This is a genomic window from Embleya sp. NPDC025285 (assembly GCF_055558835.1).
Genome location: NZ_JBVHLU010000091.1, coordinates 19,249 through 43,983 on the forward strand (window position 1 = coordinate 19,249; position 24,735 = coordinate 43,983).

Genomic DNA, 24,735 nt, shown 5'->3' on the forward strand with positions numbered 1-24,735 from the left:
CTCAACCCCCGTGGCTGGCCGAATCGGCGTCCAGGGCGCCGAATTCGTCGTCGATGAGCGCGAACATCTCCGCCGCCGAGGCGGTGGTCAGTTCCGGACCGGTGCGAGCGTCGCCTTCCTCGTCGGCGCCGTCGTGCGGCGCGTCGCTCCACGTCCACAACAACTGCCGCAGGCGTTCGGCGATCAGCGCGCGTTCGTCCCCGGCGGGTCCCGCGGCCGCGGTGCCGGCCAGTGCCGCCTCCAAGCGGTCCAGCTCGGCCAGGACCGGCAGCACCGGACGATCGGTGTCCGGCACCAGCTCGGCGCGCAGCCAGTCGGCCAGCGCCGCGGGCGTCGGGTGATCGAAGATCAGCGTGGCCCGCAACCGCAGGCCCGCCGCCGCGCCGAGCCGATTGCGCAGTTCGACTCCGATCAGGGAGTCGAAGCCCAGTTCCTTGAACGAGCGGTCCGGGTCGACCGCGTCCGCCGAGGCGTGACCCAGCACCGCCGCCACGTGCTTGCGCACCAGGTCCGACACGGCGTGCGCGCGCTGCCCGACCGGCAATTCGGCCAGCAGCTCGCGCAGCGGTCGGGCCGCGTCGCCCTCCCGCGCCGCCCGCTTGGCCGGGATTCGGACCAGGCCGTGCAGGATCGGCTGGAGCACCCCGTCCAGGGCCGCGGCCTGGAGCGCGGTGTGGTCCAGGCGCGCGGCCAGGACCGTGGCGTCGCTGTGGATCGCCGCGTCGAACAGGGCGAGTCCCTCGTCGTCGGACAGGCCGGCCACGCCCGCCCGGCCCAGCCGAGCCAGCTCGTTCGCGTCCAGTCCCCCGGTCAGCTCGCTGGCCGTCTCCCAGCGGCCCCACGCGATCGACGTCCCGGGCAGGCCCTCGGCCCGGCGCCGGGCCGCGAGTGCGTCCAGGAACGCGTTGGCCGCCGCGTAGTTCGCCTGTCCGGGGCCGCCGAGCAGACCGGCCGCCGACGAGAAGAGCACGAGGGCCGTCGGGCCGTCGCCGTGCTCGCGGGTCAGCGCGTCCAGATGCGCCGCCGCGTCCGCCTTGGGCTCGAAGACGCCGGCGATCCGCTCGGGCGTGAGCGACTCGACCAGGCCGTCGTCCAACGCGCCGGCCGCGTGCACCACCGCGTCGAACCGATGCCCGGCGAGCAGCCCGGCCACCGCGTCGCGGTCCGCGACGTCACAGGCCACGACGGCGACCCGGGCACCCGCCTCGACCAGTTCGTCGGCCAGTTCGCGGGCACCGGGTGCGTCCGGACCGCGGCGACTGGTGAGGACCAGGTCCAGCACACCGTGCCGGCGCACCAGGTGCCGGGCCACCAGCGCGCCGAGCGTGCCGGTGCCACCGGTGATCAGGACCCGGCTGTCCGGGCCCCACGTCGGCGCCGCATCCTCGTGCGCCGTGTCCGCCGCCGGCTCGTCCCGGGTGAGTCGGGGTACCCGCAGCGCGCCGTCGACGAGCGCGACATACGGCTCGCCGGTGGCCACCGCCGCCGCGAGTTGCGCGTCGGTCGGGCCTGTTGTGCCGCCCGCGGCCGGGTTCTCCGGCTCGGCGTCGACCAGGACGAAGCGGTCCGGGTGTTCGGCCTGCGCCGACCGCACCAGCCCGAAGGCCGCCGCGAGTTCCGGATCGGCGTGCGCTCCCCGCCCGACCAGGACCAGCCGGGAGCCGCCGAAACGCTCGTCGGCCAGCCACGACTGCGCCAACGCCAGGGAGCGGAGCGTGGGTTCGTGGGCCCCCGGGTCGAGCGCCGCGGAACTCGACGTCGATACGAACTCGTACACGACCAGGTCCGGGGTCACTGTGTCGAGCGTGTTCGGCAGTTCGCCGGCCGGGCCCAGTCGGAGCACGGTGGGCGCCGGGCCCTCGACCGGGTCGTCGGCCGGGATCCACCGCACGCGGTACAGCCCGTCCGCTCCGGCCGTGCCGACGGACCGCAGCAGTTCCTCGGCCACCGGCCGGAACACCAGCGATCCGGCCGAGGCAATCGGGCGACCGCTCTCGTCGGCGACGTCGAGGGACACCGCGTCCGGCCCGGCCGACGCCAGGCGTACCCGCAGCGCCGAGGCGCCGGAGCCGTGCAGCGTGACCCCGGACCACATGAACGGCAGTCGAATGCCCGAATCGGGCGACGTCCGCTCGCCCTCGGCACGCAGGAAGACCGTGTGCAGTGCGGCATCCAGCAGCGCCGGATGCACCCCGAAGCCGGCCGCCGGCGTCTCCTCCGGCAGCGCCACCTCGGCGAACACCTCGTCGCCGCGCCGCCAGACCCGACGCAGTCCCTGGAAAACCGGGCCGTAGCCGTAGCCGCCGCGCAACAACCGGTCGTAGAACCCGTCCACATCCACCGGAACGACACCCGTCGGCGGCCACACGGCCGCATCGGCGTCGGCGGATCGCCCCCTGTCGTCCTTGGCTTCGCGGGCGAGCACACCGGTGGCGTGCCGACGCCACTCGTCCTCGCCCGCTTCCGTGCCTCCCGCGTCCCCCGGCTCCTCCGCGCGGGAGTAGATCCCCAGTTGCCGATAGCCGGCCTCGTCGGGAGCCGAGACGGATACGTGCAGCCGCACCGCGCCGTCCTCGGTCAGCACGATCGGGGCCTCGACCACCAGTTCCTCGACCGACGCGCAGCCGACCTGGTCGGCGGCCCGAACGGCCAGGTCCACGAACGCCGTTCCGGGCACCAGGATCGCACCGAGCACCGCGTGGTCGGCCAGCCAGGGATGGGTCCGCACCGAAAGTCGACCGGTGAACGCGAACCCGCCCGAGTCGGGCAGCGCGACCGCCGCACCCAGGAGCGCGTGTCCCGCGCTGCCGAGCCCGAGTCCGGCGACATCCGTGCTCGTCGACTCGACCGACTTCAGCCAGTAGTGCTCGTGCTGGAAGGCGTAGGTGGGCAGTTCGACGACCCGAGCGCCGGTACCCGCGAAAGCCTGCGACCAGTCGACCTCCACGCCGTGCGCAAACGCCTCGCCGAGCGAGGTCAGGAACCGATCGAGCCCGCCCTCGTTGCGCCGCAGCGACCCGAGCGTGACCGCGTCGGAGTCGGCGTCGTCGAGCGTGCCCTGCACGCCGACCGTGAGCACCGGATGCGCACTGGACTCGACGAACGCCCCGATCCCGTCCGCGAGCAGCGCCCGCGTCGCCAGATCGAACCGCACCGGCTCCCGCAGATTCCGGAACCAATACCCCGCGTCCAACCCCGCCGTATCCAACCGCTCACCCGTCACCGCCGAGTAGAACGGAACCACCGACGAACGCGGCACGATCGGAGCGAGAATCTCCAGAAGTTCGTCCCGCAGATCCTCCACATGCGTGGAGTGCGACGCGTAGTCCACCGGAATCCGCCGGGCCTCGACGCCGACCTCGGCGGCCAGCACGGCGATCAGCTCCTCCAGCGCGTCCGGGTCACCCGAGACGACCGTGGACGTCGGTCCGTTCACCGTCGCCACGCCGACCCGGCCGGCCCACCGACTCAGCCGTTCCTCGACCTCGGCGAGCGGCAACGGTACGGACACCATGCCGCCCCGCCCGGCCAGCGACCGCGCGATCGCCTGACTGCGCAAAGCCACCACGCGCGCCGCATCCGACAACGTCAGACCCCCGGCCACACACGCCGCCGCGATCTCACCCTGCGAATGACCCACCACCGCCGCCGGCACCACCCCGAACGACCGCCACAGCTCGGCCAACGACACCATCACCGCGAACAACACCGGCTGGACCACATCCACCCGGTCCAACGACGGCGCCTGTGCGCCATCGCGCAGCACCTCGACCAGCGACCAGTCGACGAACTCCGCCAACGCCGCCTCACACTCCGCGATCCGCGCCGCGAACACCGGCGAGGCGTCCAACAGTTCGGCCGCCATCCCGACCCACTGCGACCCCTGACCCGGAAACACCAGTGCCACGGCTCGGCCGGCCGCCGGGCCCGTGCCGACCGCGAGGTCGGAGAGACCGGCGAGCAGCGTGTCGCGGTCGGTGCCCACGACCACCGCGCGGTGGTCGAACACGGATCGGGTCCGTGCCAGTGACCAGCCGATGTCGATGGGCGTGGTGTCCGGGTGGGCGACCACGAACTCGCGCAGGCGCGCGGCCTGGTCGCGCAGTCCGGTCGCGCTGCGCGCGGACAGCGGCCACGGGACGGCGGGCGTCGAGCCGGTCGACTCCGCTTCGGACTTTTCCGCAGCGGGCTCGGGTTCGGCCTGTTCGAGGATCGCGTGCGCGTTCGTGCCGCTGATCCCGAACGAGGAGACGCCCGCGCGGCGGGGTGCGTCGCGCTCCGGCCACTCCCGCGCCTCGGTGAGCAGCGACACTGTCCCCGAGGACCAGTCGATGTGCGGGGAGGGCTCGTCCGCGTGCAGCGTCCGGGGCAGTGCGCCTCGACGCAGCGCCTCGACCATCTTGATCACACCCGCCACCCCGGCGGCGGCCTGCGCGTGCCCGATGTTCGACTTCAACGACCCCAGCCACAACGGGCGTTCCACGTCGCGGTCGCGCCCGTACGTGGCCGACAACGCCTGCGCCTCGATCGGATCACCCAACGCCGTCCCGGTACCGTGCGCCTCCACCGCGTCCACATCACCCGCCGACAACCGCGCATCCGCCAACGCGGCCTCGATCACCCGCTGCTGCGACGGACCGTTCGGCGCGGTCAACCCATTGCTCGCACCGTCCTGGTTGACCGCCGTACCGCGCACCACGGCCAGCACGCGGTGCCCGTTGCGCCGCGCGTCGGACAGCCGTTCCAGCACCAGCATGCCGACGCCCTCGGCGGAGCCGAAGCCGTCCGCGTCGGCGCCGAACGCCTTGCACCGGCCGTCCACCGCCAGTCCGCGCTGCTTGCTGAACGCGACGAACATGCCGGGGGCCGACATCACCGTCACTCCTCCGGCGAGTGCCATGGCGCACTCGTCGTGGCGCAGTGCCTGCACGGCCAGGTGCAGCGCGACCAGCGAGGACGAGCACGCGGTGTCGACCGTGATGGCCGGCCCCTCCAGACCGAAGGTGTAGGAGATCCGGCCGCTGATCACGGAGGCCGCGTTGCCGGTGAGCAGGTGGCCCTCCAGGCCGGTCGCGCCGTCGCCCGGCCGCCCCGCGTAGTCCTGCGCGATGGCACCGACGAAGACGCCGGTCCGGCTGCCCCGAACCGTGTCCGGATCGATTCCGGCCCGCTCGAACGCCTCCCACGACGTCTCCAGGAGCAGTCGCTGCTGCGGGTCCATCGCGAGCGCCTCGCGCGGCGAGATACCGAAGAACGCCGCGTCGAACTCGCCCGCGTCGTGCAGGAATCCGCCCTGCCGGGTGTAGCTGGTGCCGGGATGCTCCGGGTCCGGGTCGTACAGCCCCGCCAGATCCCAGCCCCGGTCCTGCGGGAAACCGGTGATCGCGTCGCCACCCCGCGACACCAGGCGCCACAGGTCGTCCGGCGACGCCACGTCGCCGGGGAACCGGCAGCCCATCCCGACGATCGCGATCGGCTCGTGGTCCGACCCGGGTTCGGCGGCCGGCCGAGCCGGCGTGGGGTCTGCCGTCGTGTCGAAGAGCCGGTCGTGCAGGTACTGCGCCAGTACGGCCGGGGTGGGGTAGTCGAAGACCAGCGTGGCGGGCAGCCGCAGTCCGGTCGCGGCGTTGAGCCGGTTGCGCAGTTCGACCGCGGTGAGCGAGTCGAAGCCCAACTCCTTGAACGCCCGATCCTTGTCCACCGCGGCCGCCGACCCGTGCCCGAGCACGGTGGCGACCTGGACGCGGACGAGTTCGCGCAGCGCGTCGGCGCGTTCGGCCGCGGTGTTCCCGGCCAGTCGTTGGGCCAGTGCGGTGCCGCCGGCCGCGGGCCCTGCCGCGACGGTGCGACGCGTCCGGGTCCGGACCAGGCCGCGCAGCAGGTGCGGAGTCGCACTGGTGGCAGCCTCGCGCGGCGTCGACAGGTCCAGGCGGGTCGGCACGAGCGCGGGCTCGTCGAGCGCGAGCGCGGCATCGAGCAGGGCCAACCCCTGCTCGGTGGTCAGCGGGATCAGTCCGCCACGCGCCATCCGGCGCAGGTCGCCCTCGCTCAGGTGCCCGGTCATCCCGGTGGACTGGGCCCACAGGCCCCAGGCCAACGACACACCGGGCAACCCGCGCGCGTGCCGGCGCTCGGCCAGCGCGTCTAGGAAGGCGTTCGCCGCGGCGTAGTTGGCCTGCCCCGGACCGCCGAACGTGCCGGCGGCGGAGGAGAAGAGCACGAACATCGCCAGGTCCGCGTCCGCGGTCAGCTCGTCCAGGTGCACCGCCGCGTCGACCTTGGCACGGAAGACCGCGTCGATCCGGTCGGGCGTCAACGACTCGATCACGCCGTCGTCCAACACACCCGCCGCGTGCACCACGCCGGTCAACGGATGCTCCGGCGCAATCGCGGCCAGCACCTCGGCGAGCGCCGTCCGGTCGCCGACGTCGGCCGCCGCGAAGGCCACCTCCGCTCCCGACTCGCGCAGTTCCGCGGCGAGTTCGGCGGCGCCCGGTGCGTCCGCACCGCGCCGGGAAAGCAACAGGAGGTTTCGCGCGCCGTGTTCGGTCACCAGATGCCGGGCCAGCAGTCCGCCGAGTGCACCGCTCGCACCGGTGATCAGTACCGTGCCGTCGGGATCCGGGGTGCGTGGGACCCGCAGCACCAACTTGCCCACGTGGCGGGCCTCGCGCAGGTGCCGCATCGCGTCGGGCGCGCGGCGCAGGTCCCACGCGCTCGTCGGCAGCGGGTGCAAGGCGCCGCTCTCGCACAGCGCCAGGATCTCGGTGAGGATCTCGTGGATGCGGTCCGGCCCGGCATCGGCGACGAGGTCGAACGCGCGGTACGTCACCCCGGGCCGCTCGGCGGCCACCGCGTCCGCGTCTCGGATGTCAATCTTGCCCATCTCCACGAACCGACCGCCGGGAGCGAGCAGTGCGAGCGATTCGTCCACGAACTCCCGGGCCAGCGAGTTCAATACGACATCGAAGCCGCGCCCGTCGCCCGCCGTCGCGAAGCGCTCGCCGAAGCCGACCGATCGGGACGAGGCCAAGCGTTCGTCGCCCAACCCGGTCGCGGCCCACTTCGCCGGACTCGCCGTACCCCAGATCTCGGCGCCGAGGTGGCGGGCCACCTGCACCGCCGCCATCCCGACACCACCGGCCGCCGCGTGCACCAACAACGACTCACCCCGCCGCAGCCCGGCCAGATCCACCAGCCCGTAGTACGCCGTCGCGAACACCACCGGCACCGACGCCGCCTGCTCGAACGACCAACCCGTCGGCACCCGCACCACCATCCGGGCGTCGGCCACCGCGAGCGGCCCGAAGGCACCCGCGAACAGGCCCATCACCCGATCGCCCGGGGTCAGGTCGTGCACTCCGGGCCCGATCTCGACGACCACCCCGGCGCCTTCACTGCCCAACGACGCCTCGCCCGGATACATCCCGAGGGCGATCAGCACATCCCGGAAGTTCAGCCCGGCGGCCCGGACCGCCACCCGAACCTGACCGGCCGCCAACGGCTCCTCGCCGTCCCGGTCCGGGAGCAGGGCCAGTTCGGCCAGCGATCCATCGGCCGACGCGGCCAGCCGCCATCCGGCGACGTCGGTAGGCGGAAGCAGGGCGGTGGTCTCGGCGGCCCGGACCAGCCGGGGCGCGTACACCGTGCCGGCCCGGACCGCGAGTTGCGGTTCGTCCCCCGCGAGGGCGCCGTTCAGCACGTCCGACGGGATCGCCTCGCCGTCCAGGTCGAGCAGCACGATCCGCCCGGGATGCTCCGCCTGTGCCGACCGCACCAGCCCTCGGGCGGCGGCGACCGAGGGATCGGCGCCCGTCGTGGCGCCGCCCCGGGTGACCAGGACCAGCCGGGCATCGGCGAACCGCTCGTCGGCCACCCATCGCTGTACAAGGGCCAGTGCCCGACTCGTCGCCGCCCGCGCGGCCTGCGCCGGCTCGACGCCGGCGTCGTCCGCACCGAGGTCCACGAAAACCAGCTCCGGCACGGCCGCACCGTCGGCGAGCGCGGCGTCCGCGTCGGCCGCCGGCTCGAGACCGTCGAGACCGAGGTCCGTCTCGGAGACACCGAGGTGGACGCGACGACCGGCGGGGGTCGCGTCCGCGGCCGGCTCCAGCGGGATCCAGTCGGTGCGGAACAACGCGTCCCGGGTATTCACGGTGGGCCGGAGCCCGTCGGCGGCCACCGGACGGGCGACCAGCGAGGCGATCGAGGCCACCGGGTTGCCCGTCGCGTCGGCCACCAGCACGGAGACCGTGTCCGGTCCGGCCGCGGTCACCCGAACCCGAAGCGCGTCTGCCCCGGTCGCGTGCAGCACGACATCGGACCACGCGAACGGCAGCCGCACCTCGGCCGGCGCGCCGCCCGTCGTGCCGAGGAGCACGGCATGCAGCGCCGCGTCCAGGAGCGCGGGGTGCAGCCCGAAGTCGGCCGGCGAGACACCCTCCGGCAGGGTGACCTCGGCGAACACGTCCTCGCCCGCCCGCCAGGCCCGGCGCAGGCCCCGGAACACCGGCCCATAGCCCAGGCCCGCGTCCGCGAGGCCGGAGTACAGCCCGGACGTGTCGAGTTCCTCCGCACCGGCCGGCGGCCAAGTCGTCAGTCCCTGCACCGCCTCCGTCGCCGCCACGCCGAGTACGCCCGACGCGTGCCGCGTCCACGGCTCCTCGCTCCCGTCGGCGTCCTCGGGCCGCGAGTACACGTCGAAGGTGCGCCGCCCGCTCTCGTCCGCCGCCGATGTGGCCAGGTGCACCTGTACGGCGCCGTGTTCGGGCAGGAGGAGTGGTGCCTCCAGGGTCAGTTCCTCCAGGGTCGGGCAGCCGACCCGGTCACCGGCCTGGATCGCCAGTTCGACGAACGCCGTTCCCGGCAGCAGTACCGTGCCGTGCACCGCGTGGTCGGCGAGCCACGGCTGGGTGCGCACCGACAGCCGGCCCGTGAGCAGGACTCCGCCGGACTCCGGCATCGAGATCGCCGCACCGAGCAGCGGGTGCCGAGGCGCGCCGAGCCCCAATTGCCGTGCGTCGGTCAACCCCTCGACGTTCGGCAGCCAGTAGTGCTCGTGCTGGAAGGCGTAGGTCGGCAGTTCGGCCGCGCGGACGGTCGTGGCGGTGAACGCCGGCGACCAGTCGACGTCCACACCGTTCACGAACGCCTCGCCGAGCGAGGTCAGGAACCGGTCCGGACCGCCCTCGTTGCGCCGCAGCGACCCGAGCGTGACCGCGTCGGAGTCGGCGTCGTCGAGCGTGCCCTGCACGCCGACCGTGAGCACCGGATGCGCACTGGACTCGACGAACGCCCCGATCCCGTCCACGAGCAGCGCCCGCGTCGCCAGATCGAACCGCACCGGCTCCCGCAGATTCCGGAACCAGTAGGCGGCATCCAATCCCGCCGTGTCCAACCGCTCACCCGTCACCGCCGAGTAGAACGGAACCACCGACGAACGGGGCACGATCGGACCCAGAATCTCCAGGAGTTCGTCCCGCAGATCCTCCACATGGGTCGAGTGCGACGCGTAGTCCACCGGAATCCGCCGGGCGCGCACATCCTCGGCCTCGTACCCGGCAACCAGCTCGTCCAGCGCGTCGGGATCACCGGAAACCACTGTCGACGCAGGCCCGTTCACGGCCGCGATGCCGATCCGACCGGCCCAGCCGGTCAGCCGCTCCTCGACTTCGCCGAGCGGCAGCGGCACCGAAACCATCCCACCCCGCCCGGCCAGTGACCGCGCGATCGCCTGACTGCGCAAAGACACCACGCGCGCCGCATCCGACAACGTCAGACCCCCGGCCACACACGCCGCCGCGATCTCACCCTGCGAATGACCCACCACCGCCGCCGGCACCACCCCGAACGACCGCCACAGCTCGGCCAACGACACCATCACCGCGAACAACACCGGCTGGACCACATCCACCCGGTCCAACGACGGCACCTGTGCGCCATCGCGCAGCACCTCGACCAGCGACCAGTCGACGAACTCCGCCAACGCCGCCTCACACTCCGCGATCCGCGCCGCGAACACCGGCGAGGCGTCCAACAGTTCGGCCGCCATCCCGACCCACTGCGACCCCTGACCCGGAAACACCAGCGCGACGGGGCGGCCGATGCCGCCACCGCCGCTCAGTACGCGCTCGTCGGTCGCCATGTCGGCGACCGACAAAGACTTCAGCCCGGCGACGAACTCGTCCCGCTCGACGCCGAGTATCACCGCCCGATGCTCGAACGCCGACCGCGACCGGGCGAGCGCGTGGCCCACCTCGGCGACCGACCGCTGCGATCCACCCGCGACGAACTCGGCCAGCCGCGCCGCCTGGTCGGTCAGCGCGCGCTCCGTGCGGCCCGATACGACCCACGGAATCGTCCTCCCGAAGGCACCGGCCGAGGCGTCGACCGCGTCCGGCGCCGGCCCTGCTTCGGGCTCTTCCTCCGCAGCCGGGGCCTGCTGGAGGATGGTGTGCGCGTTGGTGCCGCTCATGCCGAACGAGGACACGGCGGCCCGTCGGGGCCGGCCCGTCTCCGGCCAGGCCACCTGCTCCGCGAGCAGCGAGACCGATCCCGTCGACCAGTCGACCCGGTCGGTGGGCCGGTCCACGTGCAGCGTCCTGGGCAACACGCCGTGTCGGAGGGCCTGGACCATCTTGATCACGCCGCCGACCCCGGCCGCCGCCTGGGTGTGGCCGACGTTCGACTTCAACGACCCCAGCCACAACGGGCGTTCCGCGTCGCGGTCGCGCCCGTACGTGGCCAACAGCGCCTGCGCCTCGATCGGATCACCCAACGCCGTCCCGGTACCGTGCGCCTCCACCGCGTCCACGTCACCCGCCGACAACCGCGCATCCGCCAACGCGGCCTCGATCACCCGCTGCTGCGACGGACCGTTCGGCGCGGTCAACCCGTTGCTCGCACCGTCCTGGTTGATCGCGGAGCCGCGGACGACGGCGAGCACCGTGCGGCCGTTGCGCCGGGCGTCGGACAGTCGCTCCAGGACCAGGATGCCGACGCCCTCGGCGGAGCCGAAGCCGTCCGCGTCGGCGCCGAACGCCTTGCACCGGCCGTCCGCGGACAGACCGCGCTGCCGGCTGAATCCCACGAAGGTGCTGGGCGTGGCCATCACGGTCGCGCCGCCGGCCAGGGCGAGCGCGCACTCGCCGTGCCGCAGCGCGCGCACCGCGAGGTGCAGCGCCACCAGCGACGACGAACAGGCCGTGTCCACGGTGACCGCCGGGCCCTCCAGGCCCAGCGTGTACGACAGCCGGCCCGAGGCGACGCTGGTGGCCCGGCCGGTGACCAGGAAGCCCTCCAGGTTCGCCGCCGTGGCCTCGTCCATCCGTACCGCGTAGTCCTGGAACATCGCGCCGATGTACGCGCCGGTGCCGCTCCCGCGGATCGACTCGGGGCGGATGCCGGCCCGCTCCAGGGCCTCCCAGGACGTCTCCAGGAGCAGCCGCTGCTGCGGGTCCATCGCGAGCGCCTCGCGCGGCGAGATACCGAAGAACGCCGCGTCGAACTCGCCTGCGTCGTGCAGGAATCCGCCCGTGCGGGCGTACGAGGTGCCCACGTGGTCCGGGTCGTCGTCGAACAGCGTCTCCAGGTCCCAACCGCGGTTGTCCGGGAAGCCGGTGATGCCGTCGCCGCCCTCGGCGACCAACCGCCACAGGTCCTCGGGCGAGGACACCCCGCCGGGGAATCGGCAGCCCATGCCGACGATCGCGATCGGCTCGTGGTCGCTCTCCTCCGCGGCGGCCAGCCGCCGGCGGGTCTCGCGCAGGTCGTTGGTGACCCGCTTGAGGTAGTCCCGCAGCTTCTCTTCGTTCGCGTTCGCCACCGTGCCGTCAACTCCCCTTCAGAACACGCGATTCGTACGTACGGGACCCGGTCAGGACACGCCGAGCTCGTTGTCGATCAGGTCGAACATCTCGTCGTCGCTGGCCGTGTCGACCTCGTCCCGGGCGACCGGGGCGTCCTCGGTCGCCGAGTCGGCGCCCTCGTTCCACTTCCACAGCAGCGCGCGCAGCCGCGCGGTGATCCTGGTGCGGTCCTGATCCGGCACCTCCACCTCGCCCAGGGCCGCGTCCACGCGGTCCAGTTCGGCCAGCAGCGTGGCCGCCGAGGTGGGGCCCGCCGCCGGCGCCAGTTCGGCGCCCAGGTGCGCGGCGAGCAGCGCCGGGGTGGGGTAGTCGAAGACCAGCGTGGCGGGCAGCCGCAGTCCGGTCGCGGCGTTGAGCCGGTTGCGCAGTTCGACCGCGGTGAGCGAGTCGAAGCCCAACTCCTTGAACGCCCGATCCTTGTCCACCGCGGCCGCCGACCCGTAACCGAGCACGGCCGCCGCGTGGGTGCGGGCCAACTCGACCAGCACCCGTTCCCGTTCGGCGGCGGGCAGGCCCGCGAGCCGATCCGCCACCGAGGACCGGCCTCCGCCGCTCGATCCGGCCCGCGCGGTACGCCGCGCCGACCCGGTGCCCAGCGCGCGGAGCAGGTGCGGGACGGCCTCCGGTGCCACGTCGCGCAGCGCGGCCGGTTCCAGCCGGGTGGGTACCAGTACCGGCTCGTCGACGAGCTGCGCGGCGTCGAACAGGGCCAGTCCCAGTTCGGTGGACAGCGGGATCAGTCCGCCGCGCGCCATCCGGCGCAGGTCGCCCTCGCTCAGGTGCCCGGTCATCGCGCTGGACTGGGCCCACAGACCCCAGGCCAACGACACACCGGGCAACCCGCGCGCCCGCCGACCGGCCGCCACCGCGTCCAGGAAGGCGTTCGCCGCAGCGTAATTGCCCTGCCCCGGACCGCCGAACGTGCCGGCCGCGGAGGAGAACAGCACGAACATCGCCAGGTCCGCGTCCGCGGTCAACTCGTCCAGATGCACCGCCGCGTCCGCCTTGACCCGGAAGACCGCGTCCACCCGGTCGGGTGTCAGCGAACCGATCACCCCGTCGTCCAGGACGCCCGCCGCGTGCACGACGCCGGTCAGCGGATGCTCCGGGGAGATTCCGGCCAACACCTGGGCGAGCGCCGCCCGGTCGGTCGCGTCGGCCGCCGCGAATCGCACCGTCGCACCCGATTCGGCCAGTTCGGCGGCGAGTTCCCCGGCACCTGCCGCGTCCGCGCCGCGCCGAGACACCAACAGCAGGTGGCGCACGCCGCGTTCGGTCACCAGGTGCCGGGCCAGCAGTCCGCCCAGCACGCCGCTCGCACCGGTGATCAGCACCGTGCCGTCCGGGTTCACGGCCCGGGGCATGGTGAGTACGACCTTGCCCACGTTCTTGGCTTCGCGCAGGTAGCGGAAGGCGGTCGGGGCGCGGCGGATGTCCCACTCGACGATCGGCAGCGGGGTCAGCACGCCCTGCTCGAAGAGCGCGACGAGTTCACCGAGGATCTCGCCGACCCGGACCGGTCCGGCGTCGCCCACGAGGTCGAACGCGCGGTACGTCACCCCGGGCCGCTCGGCGGCCACCGCGTCGGCATCGCGGATGTCGGTCTTGCCCATTTCCACGAACCGACCGCCGGCCGCCAGCAATCCGAGCGACTCGTCGACGAATTCCCCGGCCAGCGAGTTCAGCACCACGTCGAAGCCGCGGCCGTTGCCCGCGCCCTCGAACCGCTGGCCGAAGCCCAGGGACCGCGACGACGCGAGGCGTTCCTCGGGCAGTCCGGTCGCCGCCCACTTGGCCGGGCTCGCGGTACCCCAGATCTCGACGCCGAGGTGGCGGGCCAACTGCACCGCCGCCATCCCGACGCCACCGGCCGCCGCGTGCACCAACAACGACTCACCCCGCCGCAGGCCGGCCAGATCCACCAGCCCGTAGTACGCCGTCGCGTACACCACCGGGATCGACGCCGCCTGGGCGAACGACCAGTCGGCGGGCACCCGCACCACCATCCGTCCGTCGGCCACCACGATCGGGCCGAATCCGCCGGAGAACACGCCCATCACCCGGTCGCCCGGCGCGACGTGGGTCACCTCGGTGCCGATCTCGATGACCACACCCGCGCCTTCGGCGCCCAGCAGCGCGTCGTCCCCGGGATACATGCCGAGCGCGACGAGCACGTCGCGGAAATTCAGTCCGGCCGCGCGCACCTCGATCCGCACCTCGTGCGCGGCCAGCGGCTCCCGCGCACGCGGCGCGGGCAGCAGCGCCAAGTCCTCCAGGGTGCCCTTGACCGGGATGTCCAGGCGCCAGGCACCGTCCGAGTTCGGCGGGATCAGTGCGTCCTCGGCAGCCGCGCGGGCCAACCGGGACACCCGCACCCGCCCGGCGCGCACCGCGAACTGCGGTTCGTCGCTCGCCCGCAGGACCGGCAGGACGCGGACCGCGTCGGCGGCTTCGGCCAGGTCCAGCAGCACGAATCGGCCGGGCTGTTCGGTCTGGGCGGTGCGGATCAGGCCGCGCACCGCCGCGCCCACCGGATCGGTGTCCGCGCCCGCGCCGACCGGGACGGCACCTCGGGTGACCACGACGAGTCGGGACTGCGCGAAGCGTTCGTCGGCCAGCCACTCCTGGGCGACGCCGAGCGCGCGGTGGGTGGCGAGCCGGGCGGCGTCCGCGACGCTCACGCCCGACTCGCCGGCATACGGCGTCCCGGTCTCGCCGAAGGCGGCGAACAACACGAGGGCCGGCGGCTCCTGCTCCGCCGAGGTCGGCAGTTCGGCGAGCGAACCGATCGCGGTCGTCTGGACCCCCGCCTCCCGCAGCGCCGCGCTCAGCGGTCCGTCGGCGTTCTCCCCGAGAACCACCCAGGTCCCCTCCGCCGCACCGTCGTCCACGGCCGGTTCCCACTCCGGCCAGGTGGGTCGGAACAGGGCGTCCTGAGTCGCCCGCCCCGCGTCGCGCACCTGCTCGGCGGCAAGGGGTCGCAACACCAGCGACCCGACCGAGACGACCGGCGCACCGCCGGCGTCCACGGCCTCGACCGAGACCGCGTCCGCACCCGCGCCCTGCGGCGCCACCCGCACCCGCAGCGTGTCCGCACCCGTCGCGTGCAGCACGACCCCGGACCAGGAGAACGGCAGCCGCACCTCGGCCCGCTCCCCCGCGCCCAGCGCCACCGCGTGCAGGGCCGCGTCCAGCAGCGCCGGGTGGATGCCGAAATCGGCCGGCGAGACACCCTCCGGCAGGGACACCTCGGCGTACACCTCGTCGCCGACCCGCCAGGCCCGACGCAGCCCGCGAAACACCGGCCCGTAGCCCAGGCCCGCGTCCGCCAGGCTCGGGTACAGGTCCTCGACCGGCACCTCCGCCGCGCCCGCCGGCGGCCACTGCGCCGACGCACCACCGGCCGGCGCCGATCGTGCGCCGCCGAGCACTCCGGAGGCGTGCCGTGTCCACGGCTGCTCCGCCGGCGCCCGCTCGTCCGAGGCGTGCACGGTGAACGCCCGGCGACCCTCCTCGTCCGGTCCGCCCACGGTGAGCTGAAGCCGTACGCCGCCCTCGATCGGGATCACCAGCGGTGCGTGCAGGGTCAGTTCCTCGACCACACCGCAGCCGACCCGGTCGCCCGCCGCGATCGCCAGTTCGACGAACGCCGTACCGGGAAGGATCACCACGTCGTGCACGGCGTGGTCGAGCAACCACGGTCGGGTCCGTGTGGACAACCTGCCGGTGCACAGCAGTCCACCGGTCTCGGGCAGCGGTACGACCGCGCCCAGCAGCGGGTGCTCCGCCGACGCCAGCCCCAGCCCCGAGGCGTCCGAGGGGCCCGCGTCGCCGGCGTCCAGCCAGAAGTGTTGCCGCTGGAACGCGTACGTGGGCAGGTCGATGGGGTGCCCGGCGGCCTCGGGGAAGGCCGCGGTCCAGTCCACTCGGGCGCCGTGCACGTGCGCCTCGGCGACCGAGTGCAGGAAGCGGCCCAGGCCGCCCTCGTCGCGCCGCAGCGAGCCCAGCGCGACCCCCGAGCTCTCTCCGGCCTCGAGCGTCTCGCGCGCGCCGACGGTCAGCACGGGGTGCGGGCTCGCCTCGACGAAGATGTCGATGCCCTGCCGGGACAGCGTGTCCACGGCCTGCTCGAAGCGCACCGTCTCGCGCAGGTTCCGATACCAGTACTCGGCGTCCAGGCGCCCGGTGTGCAGCCAGTCCTCGAGCACCGTCGAGTAGAACGGGATCTCCGACTCGCGAGGCTCGATCGGGTCCAGTACGTCGAGCAGTTCCGCACGCAGGTCCTCGACGTGCGCCGAGTGCGACGCGTAGTCCACCGGGATCCGCCGGACCCGGATCTCGGCCGCCTCGAAGTGCGCCATCAGCTCGTCCAACGCGTCCGCGTCGCCCGAGACCACCGTGGACGCCGGACCGTTCACGGCGGCGACACCGATCCGGCCGTCCCACCGGGTCAGTTCCTCCTCGACCTCGGCGAGCGGCAGCGGTATGGACACCATGCCGCCGCGCCCGGCCAGCGACCGCGCGATCGCCTGACTGCGCAAAGCCACCACGCGCGCCGCATCCGACAACGTCAGCCCGCCCGCGACACACGCCGCCGCGATCTCACCCTGCGAATGACCCACCACCGCGGCCGGCACCACACCGAACGAGCGCCACACCCGCGCCAACGACACCATCACCGCGAACAACACCGGCTGGACCACATCCACCCGGTCCAACGACGCCGCACCCGCACCGCCCCGCAACACCTCGACCAGCGACCAGTCGACGAACTCCGCCAACGCCGCCTCACACTCCGCGACCCCAGCCGCGAACACGGGCGAGGTGTCGAGCAACTCCCGCGCCATGCCCTCCCATTGCGAGCCCTGGCCGGGAAACACCAGTGCCACGCCGACGTCCGCCGCCTCGCCCAGGGCCGTGCCCAGGACCACGTTCGGCGCGGGCATCGCCGGGTCGGCGGCGGCCAGCGATTCGAGTCCGGCGAGCAGGTCCTCGCGTTCGGGGCCCAGGATCACGGCGCGGTGCTCGAAGGCGGTTCGGGAGCCCGCGAGCGCGCGGCCGACCTCGGCGATCGACAGGTCCGGCCGGTCGGCCAGGAACTGTCGCAGTCGCGCCGCCTGCCCGCGCAGCGCGTCCGCGCCGCGCCCGGACAGGACCAGGGTGGCGTGGTCGTGCCGATCGCCGTCGACACCGGCACCGGACTCGATCGGTTCGGCCGGCGGCGCCTGTTCGAGGATGACGTGCGCGTTGGTGCCGCTGATCCCGAACGAGGACACTCCGGCACGGCGCGGGGCGTCCCGCTCCGGCCAGGCCACCGGCTCGGTCAGCAGGGACACCGCGCCCGTGGACCAGTCCACCTGGCGGGTCGGCCGGTCGATGTGCAGGCTCTTCGGCAGTACGCCGTGCCGCATCGCCTGGACCATCTTGATCACGCCGCCGACCCCGGCCGCCGCCTGGGTGTGACCGATGTTCGACTTCAACGAGCCCAGCCACAGCGGGCGTTCGGCGGTGTGCGCCCTCCCGTACGTGGCCAACAGGGCCTGCGCCTCGATCGGGTCGCCCAGCGCGGTCCCGGTGCCGTGCGCCTCGACCGCGTCGACGTCCGCGGCGGCCAGCCCGGCGTCCGCCAGCGCGGCCCGGATCACCCGCTGCTGGGCCGGGCCGTTGGGCGCGGTGAGGCCGTTGCTGGCGCCGTCCTGGTTGAGCGCGGTACCCCGGACCAGCGCGAGCACCCGATGGCCGTTGCGCTGTGCGTCGGAGAGCCGTTCCAGGAGCAGCATCCCGACGCCCTCGGCCCAGCCGGTGCCGTCCGCCGCCGCCGCGAACGACTTGCAGCGCCCGTCCGAGGACAGGCCGCGCTGGCGGCTGAACGCCACGAAGGTACCCGGGCTGGACATCACGGTGGCACCGCCGGCCAGGGCCAGCGTGCACTCGCCCCGGCGCAGCGCCTGGACCGCCAGGTGCAGGGTGACCAGCGAGGACGAGCACGCGGTGTCCACGGTGACCGCCGGGCCCTCCAGGCCCATCGTGTACGACACCCGGCCGGAGGCGACGCTGCCCGCGCTGCCGTTGCCCAGATAGCCCTCGACGTCCTCCGGTACCCGGCGCACCCGCGACGCGTAGTCGTGGTACATCAGCCCGGCGAAGATCCCGGTTCGGGTGCCCCGTACCGACTCGGGGTCGATCCCGGCCCGTTCGAACGCCTCCCAGGACGTCTCCAGGAGCAACCGCTGCTGCGGGTCCATCGCGAGCGCCTCGCGCGGCGAGATGCCGAAGAACGCCGCGTCGAACTCCAGGGCGTCGTGCAGGAATCCGCCCTCGCGGGCGTACGAGGTGCCGGCTCGCTCCGGGTCGTCGTCGAAGAGCGTGCCCAGGTCCCAGCCCCGGTCCTCGGGGAAGCCGGTGATGCCGTCGCCGCCCTCGGCGACCAGTCGCCACAGGTCCTCGGGCGAGCCCACGCCGCCCGGGTAGCGGCAGCTCATCCCGACGATCGCGATCGGCTCGCCGGCCGCGTCGGTCAGGTCCCGGTTCCGCTGCCGCAGTCGCTCGTTCTCCTTGAGCGAGGTCCGCAGCGCGTCGAGGACCCTCGTGTCCGTGTTCGTCATCAGGTGCTCCACAGATTTCGACATGGTCAGGACTCGGAGGTGCCGAGGGCCAGATCCAGCAGGGCTTCGGTGTCCATCGCGTCGATGGAGTCCACGTCGGCCGGGCCCGATCGCCCGGTCCCGCCGTGGTCGTCGAAGGCGTTCGTGTGGTGTGCCGCCGGTCCGGCGAGCCGCAGCAGGCTCTCCAGCAGTCCGGACTCGCGCAGCACGTGGACCGGAATGCCGGCGAGCGCGGTGCGTACCGCCGTGTCGTCCCGGTCGTCGACCGGGCTCGCCGCGGCATCGTCCTCGGCGCCTCGCGGTGCGAGTTCGGCGCGCAGGTAGCCGGCCAGCACGCGCGGTGTCGGGTAGTCGAAGACCAGGCTCGCGGGCAATCGCAGGCCGGTCATCGCGTTGAGCCGGTTGCGCAGTTCGACCGCGGCCAGCGAATCGAAGCCCAGGTCCCGGAACTCCCGCGAGGCCCGCACGGTTTCCCCGGGTGCCAGGCCCAGCACCGCCGCCGTCTCACCGGTCACCGCCGCGATCACGGCCTGCTCGCGTTGACCCTCCGGAAGCCGGGACAACCGCTCGGCCAGCGATTCGGACGTGCCGCGCACCGGGCCGGTGCCGGCGACCCGCCGGGCGACCCCGGCGAACGCGGGTACCAGTTCGCGCAACAGGGCCGGTACGCGAGCCGAACCCGTCCTGAGCGCGGCGGTGTCCAGCCGCATCGGGACCAGCACCGCTCCGTCCGGCCGGGTGTTCACGGCCGCGTCGAACAGGGCGAGCCCCTCCTCGGCGGACAGCGGAAGCATCCCGCCCCGAGCGGTCCGCCGCAGGTCGGCGGCGGCCAGCCGGCCGGTCAGCTCGCTCGCCTCGGCCCACATCCCCCAAGCCAGCGACGTGGCGGGCAGGCCCTGTCCGTGTCGGACCTCGGCCAGCGCGTCCAGCGCCGCGTTGGCGGCGGCGTAGTTGCCCTGGCCCGGTGCCCCGAACACTCCGGCGGCGGAGGAGAACAGTACGAACGCGGTCAGTTCCCGATCCCGGGTGAGTTCGTGCAGGTGCAGCGCGGCATCCGTCTTGGCCGCGAGCACCGCGTCCACCCGCTCCGGGGTGAGCGCCTCGACCACGCCGTCGTCGAGCACGCCGGCGGCGTGGATCACCGCGGTGATCGGGTGCGCGTCGAGCAGCGCGGCCACCGCGTCGCGGTCGGCCGCGTCGCAGGCGACCACGGTCGCCCTGGCGCCCAGTTCGGCCAGCTCGGCGACGAGCGCGTCGGCGCCCGGTGCGGCGGAGCCGCGTCGACTGGTCAGCACGAGGTTGCCGACGCCGTGTTGCCGGACCAGGTGCCGGGCGACCAGCCCGCCCAGCGTGCCGGTGCCGCCGGTGATCAGGACGCTCGCGTCCGGGCCCCACTCGGCCGCGGTCGGTTCGGCGGACGCGCCGACCCGGGTCAGTCGCGGCGCGAACAACACACCGTCACGCAGCGCGAGTTGGGCCTCCGCGCCAGTCACGGCGAAGGCCACCGCCCGGGCGGCCTCGCTCGACTCGGCCTCCGCCTCGCCCGGCCCGGGCAGGTCGATCAGCACGAACCTGTCCGGGTGTTCGGACTGCGCGGTGCGCAACAGCCCCAAGGCGGCGGCGTGCGCGACGTCCGTCGGACTCGGGCTCGGGGTCGGGTCCGGCGTCGTGGCACCACGGGTCAGCACCACGAGTCGGGTGTCGGGGTAACGCGCCTCCGCCAGCCAGGCGTGCACCAGGGCCAGCGTTCGATGCACGGCACCGTGCACGGCGTCGGGCGCGAGGTCCGGCGTGTGCGCGAAGGGCACCACGACCGCGTCGGGCACCTCCCGCGTGCCGCCGTCGATCGCGGCCGACAGCGCGGCCAGGTCCGGATAGGCGTGCTCGGCCGCACCGAGCGTGTCCTCGTCGCCCAGCAGGACGATCCGACCGGGCACCGTCGGTTCGGCGACACCGGGCGCGTCGATCTCGACCCAGCTCGTCCGGAACAACAGATCGTCGGCCGCCCCGCCCGTCGGGATCGAGCGCGGCACACTCCGCAGCACCAACGCGTCGACGCTGAGCACCGGTCGGCCCTCGGCGTCGGCGGTGACGATCGAGATGCCGTCCTCGCCGGTCGGCACCACCGCGACCCGCAGCGCGACCGCGCCGGTCGCCGCCAGACGCACCCCGCTCCAAGCGAACGGCACCAGCGGGGAGCCGAGTTCGGCGTCCGAATCGCCGGCCAGCGCGGCGGTGTGCAGTGCGGCGTCGAGCAGCGCGGGATGCAGGGCGTACCCGTCCACCGGGACGTCCTCGGCCAGGGTGATCTCGGCATAGGTCTCCACGCCGCGCCGCCAAGCCTTGCGCACGCCCTGGAAGGCCCGGCCGTAGTCGATGCCGGCGGCGGCGAAGCGGTGGTACAGGTCCCCGGTGTCGACCGGTTCGGCACCGGCGGGCGGCCATTGGATCGACTCGGCGGCCTCGCCCGGCACACCCGGTGCGAGCGTGCCGGTGGCGTGCCGGGTCCACCCGCTCCCGGTGTCCGCGTCGTCCGCCGACGAGTACACCGCCAGCGGCCGACGGCCGGCCGCGTCCGGGTCGCCGACGGCGACCTGAAGCCGGATCGCGGCGCTCGCCGGGATCGGCAGCGGAGCCTCCAGGGTCAGTTCCTCCAGAAGGCCGCAGCCGACCTCGTCACCGGCCCGGATGGCCAGTTCCACGAAGGCCGTTCCGGGCAGGACTACGGTGCCGAGCACGACGTGGTCGGCCAGCCACGGATGCGAGCGCACCGACACGCGGCCGGTGAACAGCACACCGGTCGAACCGGCGAGCGCGACCGCGACGCCGAGCAACGGGTGCCCCGCCGACGCCAACCCGACCGCCGACACGTCGCCGGCGGAACCGGCGTCGAGCCAGTAGTGCCGCCGCTGGAACGCGTAGGTGGGCAGATCCACCTGTCGGGCACCGGGGAACCAGGAGTCCCACCCGATGTCGGCGGCGCTGCCGGTGACGTGCAGTACGGCCAGGGCCGCCAACGCGGTCTCCGTCTCGCCCCGGTCCCTGCGCAGCACGGGGACGACCGGCAACACCTCGTCACCGTTTCGCGGGCCGTCCCCCAGGCCGTCCCGGATCAGCGCGGTCAGCGCTCCGTCCGGGCCGAGTTCGACATATCCGCCGACGCCTCGCTCCTCGATCGCGCGTATCGCGTCGTGGAAGCGGACCGGCTCGCGCACGTGCCGCACCCAGTAGTCCGGATCACTCCACTCGCCGACCACGGCGGCACCGGTCACGGTGGACACCGAGGCCACCTTCGGCTCGGCGAAGGACAGTTCGTCCACGACCCGGCGGAACTCGTCGAGCATCGGGTCCATCAGCGGCGAGTGGAACGCGTGACTGACCCGCAGCCGCCGCACCCGACGGCCCGACGCCTCGAAGTGTTCCGCGACCTGCGCGACCGCCGTCTCGGCACCCGAGACCACCACCGCAGCCGGACCGTTGATCGCGGCGATCCCGACGGGCTCGTCCCGATCCGCCAACAGCGGCAACACCTCGGCCTCGGCGGCACCGATCGCCACCATCGCACCGCCGACCGGCAACGCCTGCATCAACCGGCCACGCGCCACCACCAGACGGCACGCGTCGTGCAACGACAACACCCCGGCCACATGCGCGGCCGCGATCTCGCCCACCGAGTGCCCGACCAGCACGTCCGGCCGCACACCCCACGACTCCGCCAACCGGTACAGCGCCACCTCGACCGCGAACAACGCCGGCTGCGCGAAGCCCGTCTCGTCCAGACCCTCCGCCTCGCCACTCACCACCGCCCGCAACGAGCCCGCGGCCGGCTCCGCTTCGAGCCGATCGCACACCTCGTCGAACGCCGCCGCGAACACCGGGAAGGCGTCGTACAGCCCACGCCCCATCCCGACCCGCTGACCACCTTGCCCCGCGAACACGAACGCGAGTCCTCGGGTCGAACCGCCGGCCGTCCCGATCGCCGCGCCCCGTGGCGTACGCCCGTGGGCCAGGTCGTCCACGCCGGCCAGCAGCGTGGCCCGGTCCGAGGCCGCCAGCACCGCGCGGAACTCGAACGCCGCCCGGCCCTCGGCCAGCGAGAACGCCACATCCGCTGGCTCGATCTCCGGGTGCTCGGCCAGATGCGCACCGAGCCGCCCCGCCTGGGCCCGCAGGGCCGTTTCACTGCGGGCCGACAGCAGCACCGGCAACGGTGTGACGCCCGAAGGGCGTTCGTCGACGACCGGCTCGGCCGGCTCCGGCTGCTCCAGGATCACGTGCGCGTTGGTACCGCTGACCCCGAAGGCGGAGACGCCCGCTCGCCGGGGAGCGCCCGTCCTCGGCCACTCCACCGGCTCGGTCAGCAGCGACACCGCGCCCGACGCCCAGTCCACATGCGGCGACGGCTCGGCGATGTGCAACGACTTGGGCAGGACGCCGTGCCGCATCGCCTCGACCATCTTGATCACGCCACCCACCCCGGCGGCGGCCTGCGTGTGGCCGATGTTCGACTTCAACGAGCCCAGCCACAACGGCCGATCCTCCGGCCGCCCCTGGCCGTAGGTGGCCAGCAGCGCCTGGGCCTCGATCGGGTCGCCCAGCGAGGTGCCCGTACCGTGCGCCTCCACCGCGTCGATCTCCGCCGTGGACAACCCGGCGCCGGCCAACGCGGCCTGAATGACCCGCTGCTGCGACGGCCCGCTCGGCGCGTTGAGGCCGTTGCTGGCGCCGTCCTGGTTCACCGCCGTACCGCGCACGATCGCGAGCACCCGGTGGCCGTTGCGGCGCGCGTCGGAGAGCCGCTCCAGGAGCAGCATGCCCGCGCCCTCGGACCAACCGGTCCCGTCCGCGGTCGCCGCGAACGCCTTGCACCTGCCGTCCGCCGACAACCCGCGCTGCCGACTGAACTCGACGAAGACACCCGGCGTGGCCATCACCGTGACCCCGCCCGCCAGCGCCAGCGTGCACTCGCCCCGGCGCAGCGCCTGTCCTGCCAGGTGCAGGGCGACCAGGGAGGACGAGCACGCGGTGTCCACCGTCATCGCGGGGCCTTCCAGGCCGAACGTGTAGGCCACCCGCCCGGACGCGACGCTGCCGGAACTGCCGTTGCCCAGGTATCCCTCGACGCCGCTGGGGATGTCCCGCAGCCGGGCCGCGTAGTCGTGGTACATCACACCGGCGAACACACCGGTCCGGCTGCCGCGTACGGTCTGCGGATCGATGCCGGCCCGCTCGAACGCCTCCCAGGTGGTCTCCAGGAGCAGCCGCTGCTGCGGGTCGGTCGCCGCCGCCTCGCGCGGCGATATGCCGAAGAACTCCGGGTCGAACTCCAGCGCGTCGTGCAGGAATCCACCCTCGGTGGCGTAGGTCCGGCCGGGCCGGTCGGGGTCCGGGTCGAAGAGGTTGTCCAGATCCCAGCCTCGGTCCGTCGGGAAGCCGGTGATGCCCTCTCGGCCCTCGGCGACCAGTCGCCACAGGTCCTCGGGCGAGGCCACCCCGCCCGGGTAGCGGCAGCTCATCCCGATGATCGCGATCGGCTCGTCGTCGGCGACGGCGACACCGGTGGAGCGAGAAGCGCTCGACCCGGTCCGCGCCGTCGCGTCGACGGTCTCCGCCTCCGTGCCCAGCAGTTCGGTGCGTACGTGTTCGAACAGCGCGGCCGGGGTGGGGTGGTCGAAGACCAGCGTCGCCGAAAGCCGCAGTCCCGTCGCCGTGTTGACCCGGTTCCGCAGTTCGACGGCGGTCAGCGAGTCGAACCCGAGGTCCTTGAAGGCCCGTTCCGGATAGACCGCGTCGGCGCCGGAGTGCCCGAGCACCGCCGCGACGTGCGTGCGAACCAGGTCCAGTACGGCGCGATCCCGCTCGCCGATGGGCAGCGCGAGCAGCCGGTCCCGCAGCGAACCCTCGCCGCCGGGGCCCGATTCGCCGTGCGCGGAACGCCTGGCCGGGGCGCGGTAGAGGCCGCGCAACAACGGCGGCAGACCCCCGTCCGCCGCCCTGGCCCGAAGTACACGCGAGTCCAACCCGACCGGTACCAGCAACGGTTCCGCCGTGGCCACGGCCGCGTCGAACAGCGCCAGTCCGAGTTCCGGGGTCAGCGGCACCATGCCCGAGCGGGTGACCCGGCTCAGGTCGGCGGCGTCCAGTTCGCCGGTCATCCCCTCGGCCTGGGCCCACAGGCCCCAGGCCAGCGAGGTGGCCGGCAGACCCGCCGCCCGCCGACGCACCGCGAGCGCGTCCAACGCCGCGTTCGCCGCCGCATAACC

At 73.7% G+C, this 24,735-nt stretch carries 3 protein-coding genes and 1 pseudogene; all 4 read right to left on the minus strand.

The features are described from left to right. Position 1: 1 nt before the first annotated feature. Entirely contained in the window at positions 2-11,767 is an 11,766-nt protein-coding gene (locus ACZ4FV_RS40140) for an SDR family NAD(P)-dependent oxidoreductase (RefSeq protein WP_465325635.1), read from the minus strand. After that, positions 11,768-11,824: pseudogene (locus tag ACZ4FV_RS40145) on the minus strand (polyketide synthase docking domain-containing protein); the annotation flags it as partial. Positions 11,825-11,875: 51 nt separating this feature from the next. Further along, a complete protein-coding gene (locus tag ACZ4FV_RS40150) occupies positions 11,876-18,475 on the minus strand; it encodes an SDR family NAD(P)-dependent oxidoreductase (RefSeq protein WP_465325637.1) in 6,600 nt (2,199 codons plus the stop codon). Positions 18,476-18,498: 23 nt separating this feature from the next. Beyond that, the coding region (locus tag ACZ4FV_RS40155) for a type I polyketide synthase (protein ID WP_465325633.1) at positions 18,499-24,735 on the minus strand (6,237 nt) is incomplete at its 5' end.